This window comes from Anaerosalibacter sp. Marseille-P3206 (assembly GCF_900155565.1).
Lineage (GTDB): Bacteria > Bacillota > Clostridia > Tissierellales > Sporanaerobacteraceae > FUHM01.
Map to the genome: position 1 here is coordinate 783,013 of NZ_FUHM01000002.1, position 19,600 is coordinate 802,612.

General features: G+C 29.1%; 19 protein-coding genes. 3 read left to right on the forward strand and 16 right to left on the reverse strand.

Features of this window, described 5'->3' with window-relative positions; all coding sequences use genetic code 11:
* The first annotated feature begins 73 nt into the window (after nt 1-73).
* Entirely contained in the window at nt 74-490 is a 417-nt protein-coding gene (locus BQ9840_RS05130) for a Fur family transcriptional regulator (RefSeq protein ID WP_234978622.1), read from the forward strand.
* Nucleotides 491-503: 13 nt separating this feature from the next.
* Complete coding sequence (locus tag BQ9840_RS05135) at nt 504-1,169, forward strand: peroxiredoxin (RefSeq protein ID WP_077368725.1); 666 nt, start codon at nt 504-506, stop codon at nt 1,167-1,169.
* 56 nt (nt 1,170-1,225) lie between these two features.
* Here the strand turns inward: BQ9840_RS05135 and cobO are convergent, their stop codons facing one another.
* Nucleotides 1,226-1,741: a cob(I)yrinic acid a,c-diamide adenosyltransferase gene (gene cobO / locus BQ9840_RS05140; protein WP_077368727.1), complete on the reverse strand. Its 516-nt coding sequence runs from the start codon at nt 1,739-1,741 to the stop codon at nt 1,226-1,228.
* Between the two features lie 138 nt (nt 1,742-1,879).
* Between cobO and BQ9840_RS05145 the strand changes: the two genes are divergently transcribed.
* The gene (locus BQ9840_RS05145; protein WP_077368729.1) at nt 1,880-3,838 is read left to right on the forward strand and encodes an alpha/beta hydrolase family protein; all 1,959 of its coding nucleotides are present in this window, start codon (nt 1,880-1,882) and stop codon (nt 3,836-3,838) included.
* Nucleotides 3,839-3,886: 48 nt separating this feature from the next.
* Here BQ9840_RS05145 and BQ9840_RS05150 read toward each other — a convergent pair whose 3' ends face one another.
* The 15 genes from BQ9840_RS05150 to BQ9840_RS12835 form a co-directional block, all read right to left on the reverse strand.
* A complete protein-coding gene (locus BQ9840_RS05150) occupies nt 3,887-4,513 on the reverse strand; it encodes a hypothetical protein (RefSeq protein WP_077368731.1) in 627 nt (208 codons plus the stop codon).
* Between the two features lie 44 nt (nt 4,514-4,557).
* Nucleotides 4,558-9,030 (reverse strand): hypothetical protein, encoded by a 4,473-nt coding sequence (locus tag BQ9840_RS05155; protein ID WP_077368733.1) that lies wholly within the window; start codon nt 9,028-9,030, stop codon nt 4,558-4,560.
* Entirely contained in the window at nt 9,023-9,775 is a 753-nt protein-coding gene (locus tag BQ9840_RS05160; RefSeq protein ID WP_077368735.1) for a DUF6063 family protein, read from the reverse strand. Before BQ9840_RS05160 ends, BQ9840_RS05155 begins: the two co-directional genes overlap by 8 nt.
* Nucleotides 9,759-11,258 carry a hypothetical protein gene (locus BQ9840_RS05165; protein WP_077368737.1) on the reverse strand — a complete coding sequence of 500 codons (1,500 nt, stop codon included), beginning with the start codon at nt 11,256-11,258 and terminating at the stop codon, nt 9,759-9,761. Before BQ9840_RS05165 ends, BQ9840_RS05160 begins: the two co-directional genes overlap by 17 nt.
* A complete protein-coding gene (locus BQ9840_RS05170; RefSeq protein WP_200804878.1) occupies nt 11,245-12,357 on the reverse strand; it encodes a Wadjet anti-phage system protein JetD domain-containing protein in 1,113 nt (370 codons plus the stop codon). Before BQ9840_RS05170 ends, BQ9840_RS05165 begins: the two co-directional genes overlap by 14 nt.
* 93 nt (nt 12,358-12,450) lie before the next feature.
* Entirely contained in the window at nt 12,451-12,945 is a 495-nt protein-coding gene (locus tag BQ9840_RS05175) for a GNAT family N-acetyltransferase (protein WP_077368739.1), read from the reverse strand.
* Nucleotides 12,946-12,992: 47 nt separating this feature from the next.
* Nucleotides 12,993-13,514 (reverse strand): GNAT family N-acetyltransferase, encoded by a 522-nt coding sequence (locus BQ9840_RS05180; RefSeq protein ID WP_077368741.1) that lies wholly within the window; start codon nt 13,512-13,514, stop codon nt 12,993-12,995.
* Nucleotides 13,511-14,005 (reverse strand): methylated-DNA--[protein]-cysteine S-methyltransferase, encoded by a 495-nt coding sequence (locus tag BQ9840_RS05185; protein ID WP_077368742.1) that lies wholly within the window; start codon nt 14,003-14,005, stop codon nt 13,511-13,513. The genes BQ9840_RS05180 and BQ9840_RS05185 overlap by 4 nt, the downstream gene beginning before the upstream one ends.
* A 16-nt stretch (nt 14,006-14,021) precedes the next feature.
* Nucleotides 14,022-15,212 carry a hypothetical protein gene (locus tag BQ9840_RS05190; protein WP_077368744.1) on the reverse strand — a complete coding sequence of 397 codons (1,191 nt, stop codon included), beginning with the start codon at nt 15,210-15,212 and terminating at the stop codon, nt 14,022-14,024.
* Nucleotides 15,213-15,251: 39 nt separating this feature from the next.
* Nucleotides 15,252-16,274 (reverse strand): hypothetical protein, encoded by a 1,023-nt coding sequence (locus tag BQ9840_RS05195; RefSeq protein WP_077368746.1) that lies wholly within the window; start codon nt 16,272-16,274, stop codon nt 15,252-15,254.
* 56 nt (nt 16,275-16,330) lie between these two features.
* The gene (locus BQ9840_RS05200; protein WP_077368748.1) at nt 16,331-16,855 is read right to left on the reverse strand and encodes a GNAT family N-acetyltransferase; all 525 of its coding nucleotides are present in this window, start codon (nt 16,853-16,855) and stop codon (nt 16,331-16,333) included.
* 16 nt (nt 16,856-16,871) lie between these two features.
* Nucleotides 16,872-17,393: a GNAT family N-acetyltransferase gene (locus tag BQ9840_RS05205; RefSeq protein WP_077368750.1), complete on the reverse strand. Its 522-nt coding sequence runs from the start codon at nt 17,391-17,393 to the stop codon at nt 16,872-16,874.
* A gap of 71 nt (nt 17,394-17,464) precedes the next feature.
* The gene (locus BQ9840_RS05210) at nt 17,465-18,547 is read right to left on the reverse strand and encodes a GNAT family N-acetyltransferase (RefSeq protein ID WP_077368752.1); all 1,083 of its coding nucleotides are present in this window, start codon (nt 18,545-18,547) and stop codon (nt 17,465-17,467) included.
* 98 nt (nt 18,548-18,645) lie between these two features.
* On the reverse strand, nt 18,646-19,086 hold the full coding sequence (locus BQ9840_RS05215; protein ID WP_077368754.1) for an NUDIX domain-containing protein: 441 nt from the start codon (nt 19,084-19,086) through the stop codon (nt 18,646-18,648).
* Between the two features lie 208 nt (nt 19,087-19,294).
* A complete protein-coding gene (locus tag BQ9840_RS12835; protein WP_234978623.1) occupies nt 19,295-19,594 on the reverse strand; it encodes a hypothetical protein in 300 nt (99 codons plus the stop codon).
* Between the last annotated feature and the right edge of the window lie 6 nt (nt 19,595-19,600).

Here is a 19,600-nt window from a genome sequence, read left to right on the forward strand (position 1 = left end):
TGTAATCATTACAGTAATGAAGTCATTACAAATGATTGATTTATAATTATTCCTTTGGAAGGGAGTCCTAATATTGAAAACTGATGTAGCTTGGATGAAGGATTATTTAAAAAAACACTCTATAAAACCATCAACTATAAGAATAAAAATGTTGAAGTACTTAATGGAAAACAGAATTCATCCTACAGTAGATGAAATATATCATGCACTACTAAAAGACATACCTACCCTTTCTAAGACTAGTGTCTATAATACTTTAGATATTTTCTTGAAAAATGGTATAGTCTCCCTTGTGACTATTGAAGAAAAAGAAACAAGATATGATATTGACACATCTCTTCATGGTCACTTTAAATGTGAAAGTTGTGGTGAAGTATATGACTTTCAAGTAAATGCTGAAAATTTAAAAGAAGAAGGAATTGAAGATTTTGATGTATTAGACAAAAAAATTTATTATAGTGGAATTTGTGAAAAATGTAAGAAAAAATAAAGGAGGAATAAAAATGGAAGAAAGAAGAATGCCGTTATTAGGAGAAAAGTTTCCATCTATGGAGGTAGTAACAACACACGGAGTAAAGAAAATACCAGAAGATTATCAAGGAAAATGGTTTGTATTATTTAGCCATCCAGGAGATTTTACACCAGTATGTACAACAGAGTTTATAGAGTTCTCAGAAAGAGCTGAAGAATTCAAAGCATTAAACACTGAACTTATTGGTCTATCAGTGGATCAAGTATTCTCACACATGAAATGGGTGGAATGGATAAAGGAAAAAGCAAATGTAGAAGTACCATTCCCAGTTATTGCTGATGAACTTGGAAGAGTATCAAATCAACTTGGTATGATTCATCCTGGCAAAGGAACAAATACAGTAAGAGCTGTATTCATAGTTGACGACAAAGCTAATATAAGACTTATAATGTACTATCCACAAGAAGCAGGAAGAAATGTAGATGAAGTGCTTAGAGTTGTAAATGCTCTTCAAACTACAGACAAATATAAAGTTGCAGCTCCAGAAAAATGGCCAAACAATAAACATTTAGGAGATAAAGTAATAGTTCCTCCAGCTGCAAACGAAAAGGCTGCTAAAGAAAGATTAGAAGCTGCTAAAAATGGAGAATTTGAATGTCTAGATTGGTGGTTCTGCTACAAGAATTTAAATAAGTAATATAATAGGCCTAGGATTGCACTAAGTTGCAATCCTAGGCCTAAGTCATTCTTAATTTAAAATTCTATTCCCTTTCTTGCCATTACTCCATCATTATAATAATGTTTTACTTCTTTCATCTCTGTAACTAAATCTGCTAACTCAAGTATCTCCTTAGGTGCATTTCTTCCTGTGATAACTACTTCTACATGAGGTGCTCTTTCCTTGATTATATTTACAGCTTCCTCAACTGTAAATAATTTGTAATAAAGAGCTATATTTAATTCATCCAATACGACCAAGTCATATTCTCCACTTTTTAAAACCTTTTCAAATACTTTCAAACCTTCTCTTGCTACCCGTATGTCTTCTTCAGTAGGATCTTTATATATAAAACAATCTCTACCAAATTGATGAATCTTAAAACCTTTTAAATATTTTTCTATATTTAATTCACTGTATTCCATACCCTTTACAAACTGTCCAAAAAATACTTTCTTCCCTGCTAGATAAGCCCTAATAGAAAGTCCTAAACTTGCAGTAGTCTTCCCCTTACCATTTCCAGTATAAACATGTACATATCCCTTTTCCATTCTCTACCTCCTATCCTACTTTGCCTTTGTCTACTTCATTATATTATATAAATTTAACAATTTAAATACAACAATTCTTTATATTTGATGTATAATAATATATGTAGGGACTCGAAATATTTTTATGGAGGGATGATGATGGGAAACTTAAAACTTGATGATTTTACAAAGTATAAATTTCTTTCTGGTCTAAAATATTCTCCAGATGGAAAATACTTAGGATTTGTTGTGCATAGAATGGATGTAGAAGAAAACAAATATTTATCGAACATATGGCTGTATGATACATTAACAAAGGAATATAAACAACTTACCTCTCTTGACAGTGAAAAAAGCTTTTTTTGGTTAGATGATTCTAATATTATCTTCCCCGCTACTAGAAATCAAAAGGACAAAGAACAATTGGAAAAGGGAGAAGAATTCACTACCTATTACCAAATAAATATTCACGGTGGTGAAGCTGTAGAATGCTTTAAAGTACCTATTTCTGTATCAGGTATTGAAAAAATAGACGATAAAAATTATTTAGTAACAGGAATATATAATCACTATAAACCTGATTCCAGCTTATTTAAAGAAGAAAAAGATTATGAAGTATTAGATGAAATCCCTTTCTGGTCTAATGGAAACGGATTTACAAATAAGAAAAGAAATAGATTATATAAATTCAATAGCGCAACTGGTGATATTACACCAATTACTGATGAATTTACAGATATTGGTTTGCTTAAATTAAATCAAAACAAAACAAAGGCAGTAATTATATCAAATCATTATAGAGACAAAATGACTAAAAATTCAAATTTATATCTATATGACATAATAGAAGATAAGCTTGAAGATTTAACCCATGAAGAACAATTTAGCTATTCTTATGTAGATTTCTTAGGAGATAATATAATATTTGCTGGAAGTGATATGAAAGATTATGGAATAAATCAAAACAGCAATTTCTACACATTAGATATAAAAACAAAAGCAGTTGAAAAAATATGTGATTACGACTATAGTATTTGGAATTCTGTTGGTTCTGATTGTAGATATGGAGGAAATAGAACTTTTAAAGTTGATGGTAAGTATCTATATTTTGTTTCTACTGAATGGAATTCTTCATATATAAAGAGAATTGATGAAAAAGGAAATGTTGAAAAGGTAACTACTGATGGTGGTTCTATTGATGGATTTGATATCCTAAATGGAAATATCCATTTTATGGGTCTTAAAAACATGAAACTTCAAGAACTATATGCCCTTAAAGATGGAAAAGAAGTACAACTGACTTCATTTAATGAATGGGTTATAGAGACAAAAGATATATCAAAGCCAGAAAGAATTACTTTTGAAACAGAAGATGGTACAACTATTGAAGGTTGGATATTAAGACCAGTAGATTTTGATCTAAATAAAAAATATCCTGGAATACTTGATATCCATGGTGGCCCTAAAACTGTCTACGGAGAAGTTTTCAATCATGAAATGCAATACTGGGTAAATCAAGGCTATGTAGTATTCTTCTTAAATCCTAGAGGAAGTGATGGAAGAGGAAATGAATTTGCAGATATAAGAGGAAAGTATGGCACTATTGACTATGACGATATTATGAAATTTACAGATTTAGTATTGGAAAAATATCCATTTATTGATTCAAATAGATTGGGTGTAACAGGTGGTTCCTATGGTGGATTTATGACCAACTGGATAATAGGTCATACAGATAGATTTAAAGCTGCTGCTAGCCAAAGAAGTATCTCCAACTGGATTTCTAAGTTTTGTACTACTGATATAGGATATTACTTTGTAGATGACCAACAAGCTGCTACCCCTTGGGGTGATGTAGACAAACTATGGTTCCACTCACCACTTAAATATGCAGACAAGGCAGTGACACCTACACTATTCATTCACTCTGAAGAAGATTATCGTTGTTGGTTAGCTGAAGGGATTCAAATGTTTACTGCATTAAAATATCATGGAATAGACGCAAGACTTTGTATGTTCCGTGGAGAAAATCATGAGTTAAGTAGAAGTGGAAAACCAAAACATAGAATCAGAAGATTAACCGAAATCACTAATTGGATGGATAAATATTTGAAGTAAGCTAAATGAGTCAAGGGACGGTCCTTTGACTCATTTCCATTCATGCTTTTAATTAAGTTTATCTAAGTCAATTTTTCTATCAACAAGGGTGTCTAATTTATCTTTCATATCCTTAAGTAAAGGAACTATTTCACCAGAAAGTATTTCTGGAACATAGTCATGATCATCAGTTAATAATATTTCTTGAAATCCAACCATTATTTCTCTTAATGAGTATGTATCCTTAGCAAAATAATTCCATTTTTCATAGTCATTAATTATATATATAAGTTCAGTATCAGAATCCAATGTAGAAAAAGCATCTAATATCCACTTTATACCACCAAATACATTCACTAACTCTTCCCAAGACTTTTTGGTTGCATCTTTTCTAAAATCATTTGCTAATATTTCAATATCAGGTATAAATCCTTCTATCATCTCACTCATGTACACAACCAAATCTCTAGCCAATTGCCTAGGAGTTTTAGCAATAACTTTTACAGCATTTATGTCTTCTAGATTGTTTGAAAAATAGTGATTAAAATTATCATATATCTTTTCCCCATTTACTTCTAAATGGCTAATAACATAATTTGACTTTAAGGCCATCTTTTCTACCTCTTTTAAAGTCTGTATGATTGCATTTATATCTCTCTCACATTCTAAAACTTTATCTAAAAAATATATTTTCATATGAGTTCAACCTCCATAAGTCTAAATGTCTAACACTAGGATGATTATGACATTCTTTTTCTTCCTCCATGCATTACTTTTCCTGTAATTAAGCTATCTCTATCTCCTTCTCCAATCCTCAACTCCCAAAACACTGGGAATCTCTCACTGATTTCTACCTTTATAATTTCAGGAGCAGCAAAAGCTATTATTTGAAAATTTAACTTATCTGCAATTTCAAACACAGGATCTAGTATATGTTTTGCTGAAGCCTTCCCAAAAGGATTGTCAAGGATAAGAACAGTCCAAGGTCTTTCATTTCCAACATGTCTTTTCCTATAATTCATAAGCATCATTATTACAAAGGTATTTATTGAAAGAGTCTGTCCTCCACTTCCCTCTGGCATATCTCCTTCTCCCTTATTAATAGCTTCCCATGTAGTATAATAATAATCTCGTGGTTTTGCAACTCTAAACTCATTTTTCTCTGTCATCTTATAAACCATTAGAATTGGATATCTACCTTGAAGTGCTTTAGAAAATATAGTTTTGTCACTCATTAATTCTTTTAATTTTCTATCATCAATATCCTCAATATTTTCATTTTCTTCAATAGCTTTTTCTATAGCTTCAACAAAGTAATCTTTTAATAAGAAAAGTACATCTTCCTCATCTCTAGGAAGCTTTTCTTCTCCCTTTAATTTTACAAGAGGAAAAGAATAGTTGTTCTCATTTACATAAACCATGCCTGCTACCATTTCTTTTAATGATTCTACTATCTTTATAACTCTTTTTGAAGCCCTAATAGCCCATTGATTCCTCGCCTGTTCAGCCTTTTCCTTATCACTAGACAGTGTGTTTAATTCTATTTCAAAATGGTTCTTCATGCTATTAAAGGATTCTAAATTCCTTCTGAATCTATCAACTTTAACCTTTTGAATCTCATTAAGTATCCTGTCTTTTAACAATTCATCATACACCTTAGCTTGAACATTTTCTTTAAAAGCTTTCAAATATTCTTCTCCATTAGTTGTTTCTCTATCTAAATTATCTTCAATTTTATCATACCTTTTGAACCACTCATCCACTTCAAAATTTGGATTTTTAACTACCTTTTCCTTTAATATTTTGTTCATCTTACCTTTATGGAAATCCAATTCTTTATTAGCTTTCAATTTAATGATATATTCATTTAAACCTATTTTATATATTGTTCTTTTCTCTAATATATCTTCTGCTTGATTTAAAAAGTTCTCATTATCTTCATAATCTTTTTCTATATTAATACTCTTTTGCAATAAATCTAAATCTGTCCATAGTTCTGCAGCTCTTTTGTATGCTTTTTGAATCTTGTCATTGATTTTCACAACTGATTTTTTCTTTTCTTCTAAGCTTCCCAATAATCTATCCCTATCTGATTTTAGACTATTGAATTCATCTTCAAGAATTTTTAATTTCTTTTCTATTTCTTCTATAATAATATTTATTTCATTTAATGGTAGCTTTAAGTCTTCATAATTCTCCCACAGTACATCTATTTTGTCTAAATTATTCCTGCAACTTTCTATTTTTTCTTGAAAGATCTCTATATCCTTTTGAATAACCATAATTTGAGAATCTCTCTTTTCAATATCACTAGCTAATGCTTTTCTTTCTTTTAAGTCAATAAATATATCATCTTCACTCAGTAAATAAGATGGCATAGTCGAAATCTCTAAATCTATAGATTGAACCAAATTAACCCTAACCTCAGGTACTACTTCTTTTATTTCACTTAGCTTATTTTTTATCTCTACATCCCATTTTTTAAAATCTACTTCATTAGATTCCTTTTTCTTTTTCACTCGACCAATTTCCATATCTATTTCTTTAAGTTTAGCGTTGATATCTTCTAATTTATCTATGTTTTCTTTATATATTATCTCTTCTTCATCAATTAATAACTTCATTTCTACATACTTCTCTAATACTCTCAAATTGTCTTTTATTTTTTCCCTTTCATCTTTTAAGGACTTCAAAGTGTTTTTTATTATAATTAGTTCACTTTCTTCTTCATGTATTGTAGCCTTAATCTTAGCTTGTTCTATTTCAAATGCTTCAAGTACACTTTCATGTTCGCTTATTTCCTGTATAATTTCAAATGAATGCACACTGCTTTCCCAATTTTTAATATCATTAATTAATCTATTTAAATTATTTATTCCATCTTTTATACTTATAATAGCATCTTTTATATGCTTGTATTCCTTATCTATTCCATCAATCCACTCAATGTATTTTTGATTATATATAAAATCATAAGCCTTATTGTGTACTGATACAAATTCCTTAACAGATTCTTTTCCCATATTCGTTCTTAGATATATTGGGATTAAGTTGTGAAGTAAAAAATCACTATCTATACTTTTCTCTATTACCTTCCAATCTTCTTGATTTCCTATAACTAGTCCATACATAAAAGAAGGATTTTTAGCTAGTATATTGTCTATTTCTTCATGGTCTAAATCACTTAAAAACTCCATGCCTGTTTGAACATTTATTCCAATATCCATTATTCTTTCTTTAAGACTTAGTACATCCTTATTAGGTATCCAGTAGTTTCTATCCCTATTTAGAGACTTGTCTATATTGTTTTCCCAAAGATTTTTTTGTAATTCCTCTAATTTTTTGTCCTTTTCATCTAATAATTCTTCTATTTTGTATAGTTTCTCACCAATCCAGTTTGGAGTCATCTCTTCTCTAATATCATCAAGACCCAATTCCCAACATATCCTTCGCTTCAAATCTAACTCTATTTTTTCTATATCGCCTAAATCTTTCTTTAGCTTTTTAATTTTATCCTTCTCATTTTTAATCTCTATTTCAATTTTATTTTTCTCTATTTTAAAATTACTGACATTCTCTATTTTACCTTCAATTTTAGATTCAAGTTTGGCTATATTTTTCTCTTTTTCTTGAAGTTCACTTTTTATATCTTCTAAAAGCTTTTCTGGAAAACTCATGTTAAATGGATCAAATATATTTGATAGTTTTTTAAACTCTTTATCTAATTGTTCTTTTTTAATTAAAAATAAGTTTATATTATTGTTAAGTTCCTTTTCTACTTGTAAAACTTTATCTTTATTTGTATTCTTATTTTCTAACTGTCTATTTAAATAATTTTTATAACCAAAATAATTAATAGAAACATCTTCCCACTTTAGTTTTAGTAAGTCCCACTTTTCCCTTATCATTATATCTAGTTGTTCTACTCTTTTTCTGGTATCATCTAATTCTAAGGCCTTTATTAACCTCATCTTTTCATCTAGTTTTTCTTTCAAAGAGTTGTCATACATATTCATTTCTGATAATATTCTATTTATTTCATAAAACTTCTTTTCTTTCATCAATTCTTCAATACTATTCTCTTTTTCAATTATATTGTTTGCTAATTCCTTGTTTTTGTCTTCTATTTCTCTTATCTCTTTATTTAATTCAGCATATTCTAAATTAGCTCTTTGAAAATCTAATTCTTCTTTTTTTGCTTTACCTTTTTTTATTTCATCTTTCCACTTTTCTATATCTTTTTCTGCATTTTTTTCTTCATCTTTTATAATGAAATATAGATCATTTCCATCAGCTATGCATCTTTCTTTCATATCCAAAATCTTTGTACCTATTTGTGCATTTTCTATTAGTGGATTAATAGCTATTACTAAATCTCTAAAATCTTCTTCTCTTTTCAATAAAATAGGTAAGTTTTGTGTTATGTATAAGTTGCTCTTGAACATTTCCTTCAAACTATCACTGTCATTGTCATAATTCTTCATGTTTTCAGATATAGCAGGAAGTATTAAATTATCAAATATTGCTTTATTATCCGTAGCTTTTTCAAAATAATCTCCAACTCCACCTTCTACTTTGTTTATAACTTTTAAAATTTCCCATTCAGATTTATATATTCCCCATCTCTTCATATATTCATAGTAATTAGAATCAAGTCTCTTAACACTAGATTGAGAATATCTTACAAAATCTCTCCCATTGTCCTCTATGAATTTTTCAAACATTTCATATTCTACAGACTCACCCTTGTCCTTATCATAAACAGGGATATTTTCTAGAGTATAGAAGCCATTGTTCTCATGTTCATAAGTATATAAAAAATAATTAAGCCCTATCTTTTCTTCCTCTTCTTCATTTTTTGATGTACTTCTCTTGTAAGCTTTCATACATATTCCCGTAATAAGCCATTTTTCTGGTAATGTATCTAGTTTCCATTCTAATAACACGTGAAGGGTATATGGATATAGTCTTCCTTTATGATCATAAAACATGGAGATGACTTTGTTTCCATTGTTCTTTCCCCATCTAGTTTCAGGCATCATTATTTGAAATAAAAGTTGCATCATTACACCTTTTCCACCACCATTTTTCAATGTGAAAAGAGTATGATCTGGTTCTTCATCTCTTGTAAGATCATAGATAGAGTTTTCATGTTCTTTTTTGAAACCATCATATTTACATCCAACCAATCTAATTTTAGAAATCCTAGGCATCTAAAAATTCCCCCTTCGTGTCTTCTATAAGGCTCATTATCTCTTCATATCTTTCCTGTCCATGATATAGGTAATCAAGTCTTTCATATAGTTCATCTTTAGGTATTATTCTAGATTCTTTAATCATATCTATGATAAGCCCTTCATCTTTTAAGGGTTTTAATGCTTCATGGATAAATCCAAGTCTTGTATCAGCTGAAATGCTAAATGGACGTTCTTCACTCTTTGATGGTTTTGAATGGGATAATTCTATTGTCCATAAGGTATGTATATCATCAATAGCTATAGCCCAATCCTTAGAAAAACTTTCTTCTTCGTGAGTTCTTTTTTCCCAAGATTCTATGGTCTTAGTGATAATCTCTTCCAATTTGTAATAGGATATACCCTCTTCTTCTGCCCTAAGTCGTACAAACTTTTCTTTGTCAATTTCTGATAAGAATATACATATGATGATATTTGCCAAATAATAATATTTCTTCTTTTTAAGCCCTTTGTATTTACTTTTCATATGAGTATAGGAAGTAGCAAACATAGAATCATATGAATTACTCACTAAATGTATATTGCCTCCAACATGAAAAACTATAAGCCCTCCTTCATCAGCCATAGTTTTAACAATTTCCCTTACTTCCAGATTCTCAATATATTCATTCCCCAATGCATCATTTATAGATACTATTTTGTTTTTCAAAAGATAGAAAAAAACCTTAGAAGCTTTTTGTATGTTTTCATTTGAATAACTCATCTTTTTCCTCCTCCACATATATAGTATAAGGAGATATACGTATTTCTCTCCATAAAAGAGGTTCTTTGTCTATTTCAATTTTACTCTTTATCTTTTTCTCATGAAGTACTTTATACTTTTCATCACTGTCGCATAAAAGGCTAAAAAGCTTTAGTCTCTCATCTATTCCTTCAAAATTATCAATTAAAACTACTTCCGATATAGCAAACATCATAAATAGTTCGATATTCTCTCGTTGACTAAGCCATTTTTCTTTGTTCTCATCACTTATTTCATTTAGTTCTCCTATGGAAAACTGACCCTTTTCTAAAAGTGAGTCAAATATACTACTCCATAACTCAACTATAAGTTCCCAATCAGTTTCTTCAGTAAACCAGTTTTCCTCTTCTTCCTCTTCATCATATTCTATTATCTCTTGCGTATAAGTCCTAACCATCTGCTCCTCCCAAGCCCAGTTTAATGGATATATGAAGTCAACTTGTGGAGAAAAAAGTGGTGATAATATATATTCTAATTGGTCAAAATTTCTAAGTCCATTTTTCACTATGGTATTTTTCCATATATCTTTTTTGAAACTAACATTTGAAGTCTTCCAAAAACTCTCTGGATATTTAACTCTTACTTCCATCTCATAAGCTATATTTTCCATAACTATCTTAGCTAAATTGTCATGAAGTATCCTAGCCTTTTCTAAATTTTCAAACATTAATTCTGCTTCGTACTTCTTTTCATCAGGCAGTGATTCATATCTACTCTTCCACGAAAACATATCTTCAAATACACTTTGCTCATCTTCAAATTGTTTTCTTATTTCCTCTTCTGTTTTTCTGGCATTTCTTTGCCTATCAAAAAAGATAACTTGAGGATCTCTTATCATATCTTGTCTATGATCCTTTTCCCTTTTGATTAGGGTTCTAACTCTAGCAATAAGGTTGTCTACACTTCCCTTCGCCTTGGTAAAATTTCCTGTTTTTATTAATTGAAGAGTGTAGAACTGTTCTACGTCGAATCCAAATTCCTCTAATATCTCTCTAGTAATAAAAATCATCTCTTGGGATTCTTCAGTAAGCATATATACTGTAGAACCACCTTCCTCCCAATGACTGTGCTCTCTATCTTCTTTCAAATATCTAAATACATATTCTTCCCTATTTTTAGTTTGCTCATTGTATATAGTAGAACTAAAGTTTTCTTGTTTACTAGGTTCTCTATACCACAAGGTACCATCTACAATTCTCTCAATATTATCCTTTGATGTTTCAATCCCCATATCTCTAACTATCTCTTCTGTAATATGAATCATATCCACTCTAGTTCTATTTGGATTCTCTGTTAACTCTCTTCTAAATATATTTAATAGGATAAGAAAACATATTTCATGAGAAAACTCATTGAGCTCACCTACATCCATACCAGTCCCAAGCATCCTTATTGGTTCTATTTTTTTCATTCTATCAAAAAATCCACTTTCAATTACTTCCAATTTTATCACCTTTCAGTATGTATTCATATGTTATATACTCCTGAGGAATCCTCAAATCCCTTGTCCACAATTCTTTCAATACCTCTCCATAATTCTCAAGAGAATAACTAGCTAATTCATCTAATACAAAATTTAAATCCAAAACATTTTTGTTTTGACCAATGCAAGGATGTTTTTTTGCTATTTCTATAAGATTTATATATGCTTTGAGATGTAAGTTTATATTTAAATCACTATACCTCTCTTTAAAACTTCTATATATCATAAACCCTTCCGGATCAATATCTCCAAAATATAGTATTTCTAATTCTAATGGTCGAGCTAATTCTTCAATAAATGAAAAGCTATTAATTATCTTTTTACCTTGACCAAATATAAGTAAATCAGGTACATCTCCAAAAATATCTATTTCATTTTCACATGCTCTTTTGTAAGAAAAGAAAGTAGAATGGTTCTCAAGGATTATTACCTTTTTTATACTTTCTATTCCCCTTTTCCAGTATATGAACATTTCTCCATACTTTTTCATCTTTAAATCTTCATATGTAATATTTAATCTTGAAAGTATTTTGTTATCAATTTTTTCTTTTCTTTTAGAATACAAAAACTTCTCATCGTAGAAAAGTTCCAAAGACCTTTCTTCTAAGCTTGCCCATTCTCTATTATCTCTTATTTTTAAAAAGTTGTAAATATTTTTTATATATTCCCATTCTCTTTCATTTTGACATTCTAAATGTCTTTCATAGTAACCAAAGTCAAGTAAATCAGACATTTTCATCATCTCATTTTTATCCCATTTAGAAATCTTCTCTTCAGTTATTATCTCCCACTTGCCTTTTAGAGGAGGATTCATACCATTATAATTTGACCTTTTTATCTCTTTAACTATTCCCTCATCTACTGCTTTGGTAAGCCCATTATATAATCCTCTATAACCACCGTTTTTTTCATATCCGCTTTTCCCTTTATACTTATTGATAAGATAATTTTCTAATTCTTCAAGTGTAAACCGTTTTCTATTCTTGTTCTCCATATAAACCTTTGCAAATTTAATTATATCTTTATACACAATTTCACCACCATATTCTTCTAAATCCATTTATATATCCTATTTTATCATAATATACATTCATATTCCTGATTTTTTGATAGAAAAAATGCCAGTTATAATCACTGACATTAGTTTTATCTGTTATATACTCAATGTATAAGAAAAGCCATTAGCTGTATTTCCACTTTTCTTAAAGCCTACACTTTCAAATAATCTTTGAGAAGCAATATTATAAGTATATATTTCACGAACTTTTATTTCTTGATAACCTAATTCTTTTGCTCTTCTTATTAATGCCTCTATTACCTTTTTACCTATACCTTTGTTTCGATAATTTTTATCTCCTATAACAATAGGCATATCATCCTTCCAAAAAGTAACATCACCAATTGGTATAAATTCATTATTCTCTAATATTTCAATAAAGTACAATTCACCAACATTATTTAGGTATTGATACATACTTTTTAAGGTATTAAAATCATATTTTTTTGCATTTAAACCATCAACTAATTTTACAGTATCTTCATCTTGATACCAGTCAAATGCAAAGGAAAATTTATTATCAAATTTTTTTAACCTTAAATTAGAATCAATATTAATTATCTCAGGTTGATTTATATCTTTTATTGGCATATTATTTCCTCTTTTCTTGGCGTATTCAATCTTGTATTAAAATTTCTTTAACCTTCAAAATAATCTTCTTCTAATATCCCATACCAATATTCATCTATCCATTTTTCATTATGAAAATTGGCTTTCCTGAAAACAGCTTCTTTTTTCATGTTTAGCTTTTCCAACAAACTGCTTGACCTATTATTACCTGCTACTGTGGTAGCAAAAATTCTATGAAGTTTCAATTCTTCAAACCCATATTCTATGAGTGCATTACTAATTTCAAAAGCATATCCTCTTCCTTGATAATCTTTGTTTATTATCCATCCAATCTCATATACATTTTCATATTCATATGGATGAAATATAACATGTCCTATGACTTTACCGCTGGACTTTTCTACCAAGGCAAATACACTTGGATCTTCACAAATAAATGTATCAACAAATTTTTTTGCTTCTTTGTAGGTAAATGGTGGTTCAATATGTTCCATTACATCTTCATCACTTAAATATTCAAATACATCCTGATAATCATCTTTATTGAATTTACGCATTACTAATCTTTCAGTGAAAATTTGTTTAATCATATGTCTATATTCACCCCTTCTAACTCAAGTAGAAATCTCTTTACATTTGTTTTATCTCCTGCAAAACCTACTAAATCTCCATTTTTACCTATAACTCTATGGCAAGGAATAATTATTGGTACTTGATTTGCTCTATTTGCTTGACCTACTGCTCTTACTGATTTAGGATTTCCTATTGTTTCTGCTATTTGTAAATAGCTTTTTACTTCACCATAAGGTATCTCTCTTAATGCATTCCAAACCTTAATTCTAAATTCTGTGCCTTCAATAGACAAGGGTAGTTGAAAATTTACTCTCTCTTTCTTAAAGTATTCATCCAATTGAATAATAACATCTTTGCAAATTTGTTTATCTAATTTAATATCTGCATTTTCTATTAGATAATCTTCCCAATCTTCTTTAAAAAGGAATACTTTTTTAACCCCAATTTCATCTACTACTACATGAATCAGTCCTATTGGTGAATCATATGTATCATAAACAATTTTCATAATACACATCCTTTTTTTACATAATAGTAAAACTTCTTAAATATCTTCCTTCTCCATCTATATATTCTGGAGATTGTACAAAACCAACTTGGGCTAAATATTCATTTGTAAAACCAAAGACTTGATACCACAGTTCTATTGCTATTTCTTTCATACTGTTTTTATGTTTTATAGCAGTTAATTCAATAGCTTCTTTTTCAAATCTATCAAAGGTAGATTTAACTATATCACATATTTGATTAAGAATAATATCTGATATTTCATTAATAATCTCATTATCTGTCCTTTGAAAAACAGGAACATTACAAACAACAGTGCTATCTTCCTCATTTATACTTATATATTCAAGTTCTTCAAGAAACTTAACCATATCTTTTTCACTTATAGACAATTGATTATATACTATTTCATTCTTATAACTCTTCAAAACTATTTCGCCACATTTTTCTGCAATCTTACGATTCTTGTTCTCAATTATTTTTATATAATCTAAGTTTAGATCACTAAATGGAGTTGATCTTTCAAGGTTTTTCTCAATCTGCCTAAAAAACCTAAACATATCTTTTCTAATACCATCTGAATCTCCAAAACTATTGAAGATAAAGTTTTGACTTCTATAATTATTGCTACTACACAGTATTTTATTACTATGGCTTTGCACAACTTCACTATCTTCGTATCCAAATATTATATAATCTCTATTTCCTGGCTGAATTTTAGAAGGTGAAAAAACATTCTTCTTTTCGAAAAAATCAAAAGCTGTACCATCAAAGATATCATCACAAATTACATGATATAGTAGTCTTTCTTTAGGAATGGATGAATAGTTAGATAACTTAGATAGTTTATCATAAATCTGTCCCTTTATTTCAATTATTTTGCTACCTATAACTTCTCCAATATCCTCAAAATACTTATCTAATAAAGGCATGTCCTCTTCTAAAAATACAGGAAAGTTTAATTTATATTTGTTTTCAATTATATCTATTGCATTAATACGTTTTAAACTTTTTATTATACAATCAAATTCTTCTTCATTAATTCTTATTATTTTTATAATTTCATCTTTTGATATAGAATATGGTTCATTGTGAGCTAGTAAGTATAATATCTCTGGTACAAATTCTTTACTACATACATAACCAGGATTAAATTCATCATAGGGACCATTATCTCCAAAAAAATATATATCTAATTTCTTATTCATATGTTTCCACCTCATTAACTTTATCAAACTTTTTATTAACTAAAAGCATTCTACAGTTTCCTCTGGTATTTCAACATAACGTGAAAATAACTCTAATTCTATTTCACCGCTGAAATCTTTATCTACTGCTTGCAACACACATTCTCGTAACTTATATCCATTAATTCCTGTTTCATCACATTTGCAAATAAATCCTATTGACCCACTAGAATCATGCACTATTGGCTCTGCTTCTAGATAATCTTTCATCATAAAATTAAGTTGAACATTATCTAATGTTTCATATTTTATAACAGCTAAGTTTTTATCCCTTGGACATAAATTTTCCATTGCCCTATTAAAATCCTTGAGCATCTCTTCTCGCATCTCTAGATCTTCTATTTGTTCAGATTTTGTTAATGTATCTTCATAAACATCATAAGAGTAAATTTCATTAATAAAAAAGTTCTTTTCCTTCTCAAGGATAGGATCATAATAAACAACTTCTGAACCTATATCCTGTTTGCCAAACTCTACTGTGAAAGGACATTGGATTGGTATTTCTTCTATATTTTCGTCAATGTGTAATACCACTGATAAATCCTTTTCTTTATCTATATTTGGAATAATTTCACCTTCTGCTTGTTCATATACCGTAATAACAAGGCTCTCTAATTTAACATCATCCCATTCATCTGGAAGCAAGCCTTTTTCAGCAAAATGCTGTAACTGCATCATTCCTTCTCTATTCATATCATGAATTGGAGCACTACTTGATGAATCAAATCTAATAAGTTGTTCTTGTATCTCCATTTCTTTTATATATAAATATTTATCTTTTCTTCTCTCCTCAATACTATTCAGAAGTTCCTCTCTATTTGTCTTAAATTCTTCTGGATATTCATTATCAAAATCATCCACAATTAAATCTTTGTTTTCATACATTAACCATAAACGGTTTTTGTCTTTTTCTATTGTAAAACTCAAAACTAAAACATCTAAACCTTGAATATTTGCACGTTTATTAATAACAAATTCTTCCTTTGGGAGCAACATCTCCTGCATTAAGTATCTTAATCTCATTTGTATCACCTTCCATTTTTATATATTTCTTGAATTAAATAAAATGTATATACCTTTCATTTTAACTCCAATGTCATAATATAAGCATCGTAATATTCTTTATCAATTTTGAAATATTTCTTATAAACTCCTATGATTTCAAATCCAGCTTTTTTATACATTCTAACCGCATAAACATTATCTGATCTAACCTCTAAATCTAATACCTCGATATTTTTAGATTTTGCAAAATTAATTAATTCTACTATCATTTTAGTTCCTATTCCTAAATTCCAACATTTTTTTAAAACTGATATTGCCAATGTTCCCCTATGCTTAATTCTACTTCTTGATAATCCTCCAATATTCCCCATAGCAACAATTTCATTATTTATTTCTCCAATTAGCATTACTGAATTTTTTGAATTGTTAATTGCTTGGATAATATTTTTCTCTTCATTTACAGTACAATTAAGTTCATTGATACTAAAAGTTAGATTATCAGATTCACCACTTACCAAATTAATATAATCTAATACTCTTTCAGCATCATCTTCCGTTACTTTTCTTATGTTAAATGGTTCATCACTTTTTGAATCCATCTCTTCTTCCCTCCACCTACTTATTAAAAACCGACATTATTATTTCATCATAATATTTTCCATCTTTGAATATTTCATCTTTCAAAATTCCTTCTACCTCAAATCCACACTTTTCATAACTTTTTCTAGCCCTCATATTAAATGAAAATGTGCTTAATCTTATTTTACGAATATTCATCTTATTAAAAATAAAATCCATAAGTACCTTCATTGCATCTGTGCCATATCCTTTTCCCCAATATTCCTTATCTCCAATCATAATACCAACAGTTGCCACACGAGATAACCAATTGACTTCTTGAATACCACAGCCACCAATATATTTTTTTGTTTCTATATCTTCTATGGCAAAATTATAACTGCCATTTTGACTACTTTTCTGTGATTTTACCCATTCTTCCTCTTCCCATAGAGTCATAGGAAAAGGAATATTAGTGACTAACAATTTTTTAAGTTCTTCATCATTTACAAATGATGTTGCTTTTGGTACGTCTTCTTCTCTATAAGCTCTTAAGCAAACTTTTTCTCCATAATACATTTACAATTCCCCCTACAAGTTATAATTTTTCGATACTCGTCTTCATATTACAATATTCTTGATAAATACAATCACTTTAATCCTATCTCCATTTCTATCATTGAATCCTCATTATCATCTATAATCTCAACACTTATCTTATTAACAATAGTTTCAAAAACGTCAGTTACTTCCCTTGTTTTTTCAATTGCTGTTTTATACTTTTCTTCACTTTCTACCTTGCCAACAGTCATATGAGGATCATATGATTCTTTTTTTAACCACTGAGGAAAATATTGTTCCAATATTCCTGTATATAGATTTCTATGAATTTCAACTATCTCCTCTTTACCTTTCTCAATATTTAGGAAAAGATAATTTCCAAAAGAATTAACTTGTGTAATACCTTTAAGCACTAGAGGAAATGAATTTACTGATGCTAAAACTTCTTCCAGATGCTTTTTAAGCTGAATAGAATCTATACTACTTTTAAATGGAAATACAAGTGTTATATGTGGTCTAACATGACTTGCTAACGGATCATACCTTTCTCTTATTTCATCAATAACCTCCATATTACTGAACTCAGGAAAAATCATTATACATCTTTCAAGCATTATATCTCTCCTTTTAACTGTTATCCTTCTATTGAATTCTTCCCTCAATATAGCATAATTTAGCCTGTCCCACTTTCTTCCTGCAAAATATACAGCTTCTCTTTCTATACCTTCTAATGTAAAGCCTAACTTTTCCAACACACGTTGTGTTGCTTTGTTTTGTTCTAAGGTATTTGCGGAAATTCGTTCTAGGCCAATGTTATTAAAACCATATTCTAAAATTAACTTTACAGCCTCGGTTCCATATCCCTTACAACGATCTTTAATTCTTGAAATACCTAATCCAATAGTACAACATCGATTTTTCCACTCAATATCTTGAAGTGCAACATCTCCTATCACAGTTCCATCAAGTAAAAATACTCCCAAACGAATATGCTTATTTCCTTGAACATCTTGAATTTCATCAAACCACTTGTCTGCATTCTCATGTGAATGACCAATATTCAAAGGTTCAGTCATTGCCTCAAAATCATATTCAAAATCATCCCACATTTTTTTACAATGTTCTCTTTCAAGTGTTGCAAGATATATATCTTTGCCATTTAACTTCAACATAGCTATTCCCCTCCGTTATTCATAATTCCACACAACATTTATTTAAAAAATTTCATTAATATGATAATAGTGATATTAGATTTAATAGTAACCTTCCTTTAATACCCATAAAAAATCTCTATTTTATTTTTAGAGTCTTTACTATTTTGTAATTCCATCAACAATGATTTGACAAAACCACCTAATTCATAATTATCAATTTCTTTTAAATCTACCCATTCATATTCCTCTGCTTCATCATTTAAAGCGACATTATAAGAATCTGTTTTGCATATATAATCAATAAATATAAAATGTTTCCCTTCATGAAAAGTATTACTAAAAACACTCTCTTTTAGACTTATTAATTTAATATCATATATCTTTAAACCAGTTTCTTCAAATATCTCTCTTTTTAAGGCTTCTTCCATTTTTTCACCTAGTTCAATATGTCCACCAGGTATTACATATTTGTTATTCCATTTATGAGACTTACATAGGAGTATCTTATTATCTGGATTAAAAATAATTGCTCCAACAGTAGGTTCAGGGTATTTCATATATATCACTTCTTTCTAATATCATTTTTTCAAAAATTGCTTTTGATCTTTAAGATAATTTTTGACTTCCTCATTATTTAATTTACGAATTTGAGCATTAGGACTTTCAATGTATTTCCTAGATATATAGACAGGGTTTTTGTCCTTACACTCTTTATCTTTATTTTTAATTAATGACTTTATTGCACTTTTAAGTAATCATATATAATTACTTTTGTTTTTCATCTATATATTTTTTCATAGCATTTATATGCATAGGATAAAATGCATTTTCATTTTCTTCTAATAAAGTTTTCAAATTTGACAATGAAATCCATCTAATATTTACTGATTCATCTGATTGTTGTAACGATTTACCTGTTGCTTTACAAATAAATGTTTGTAACATTATAGAGTAACCACCACTTAAATTTTGTGATGAATAGAATGGATTGAAACTAATAACTATATATTCGTTACAATTACATACTGCAGTCTCTTTTTCTCCTTGAATTTCTGTTATTATCAACCCTGT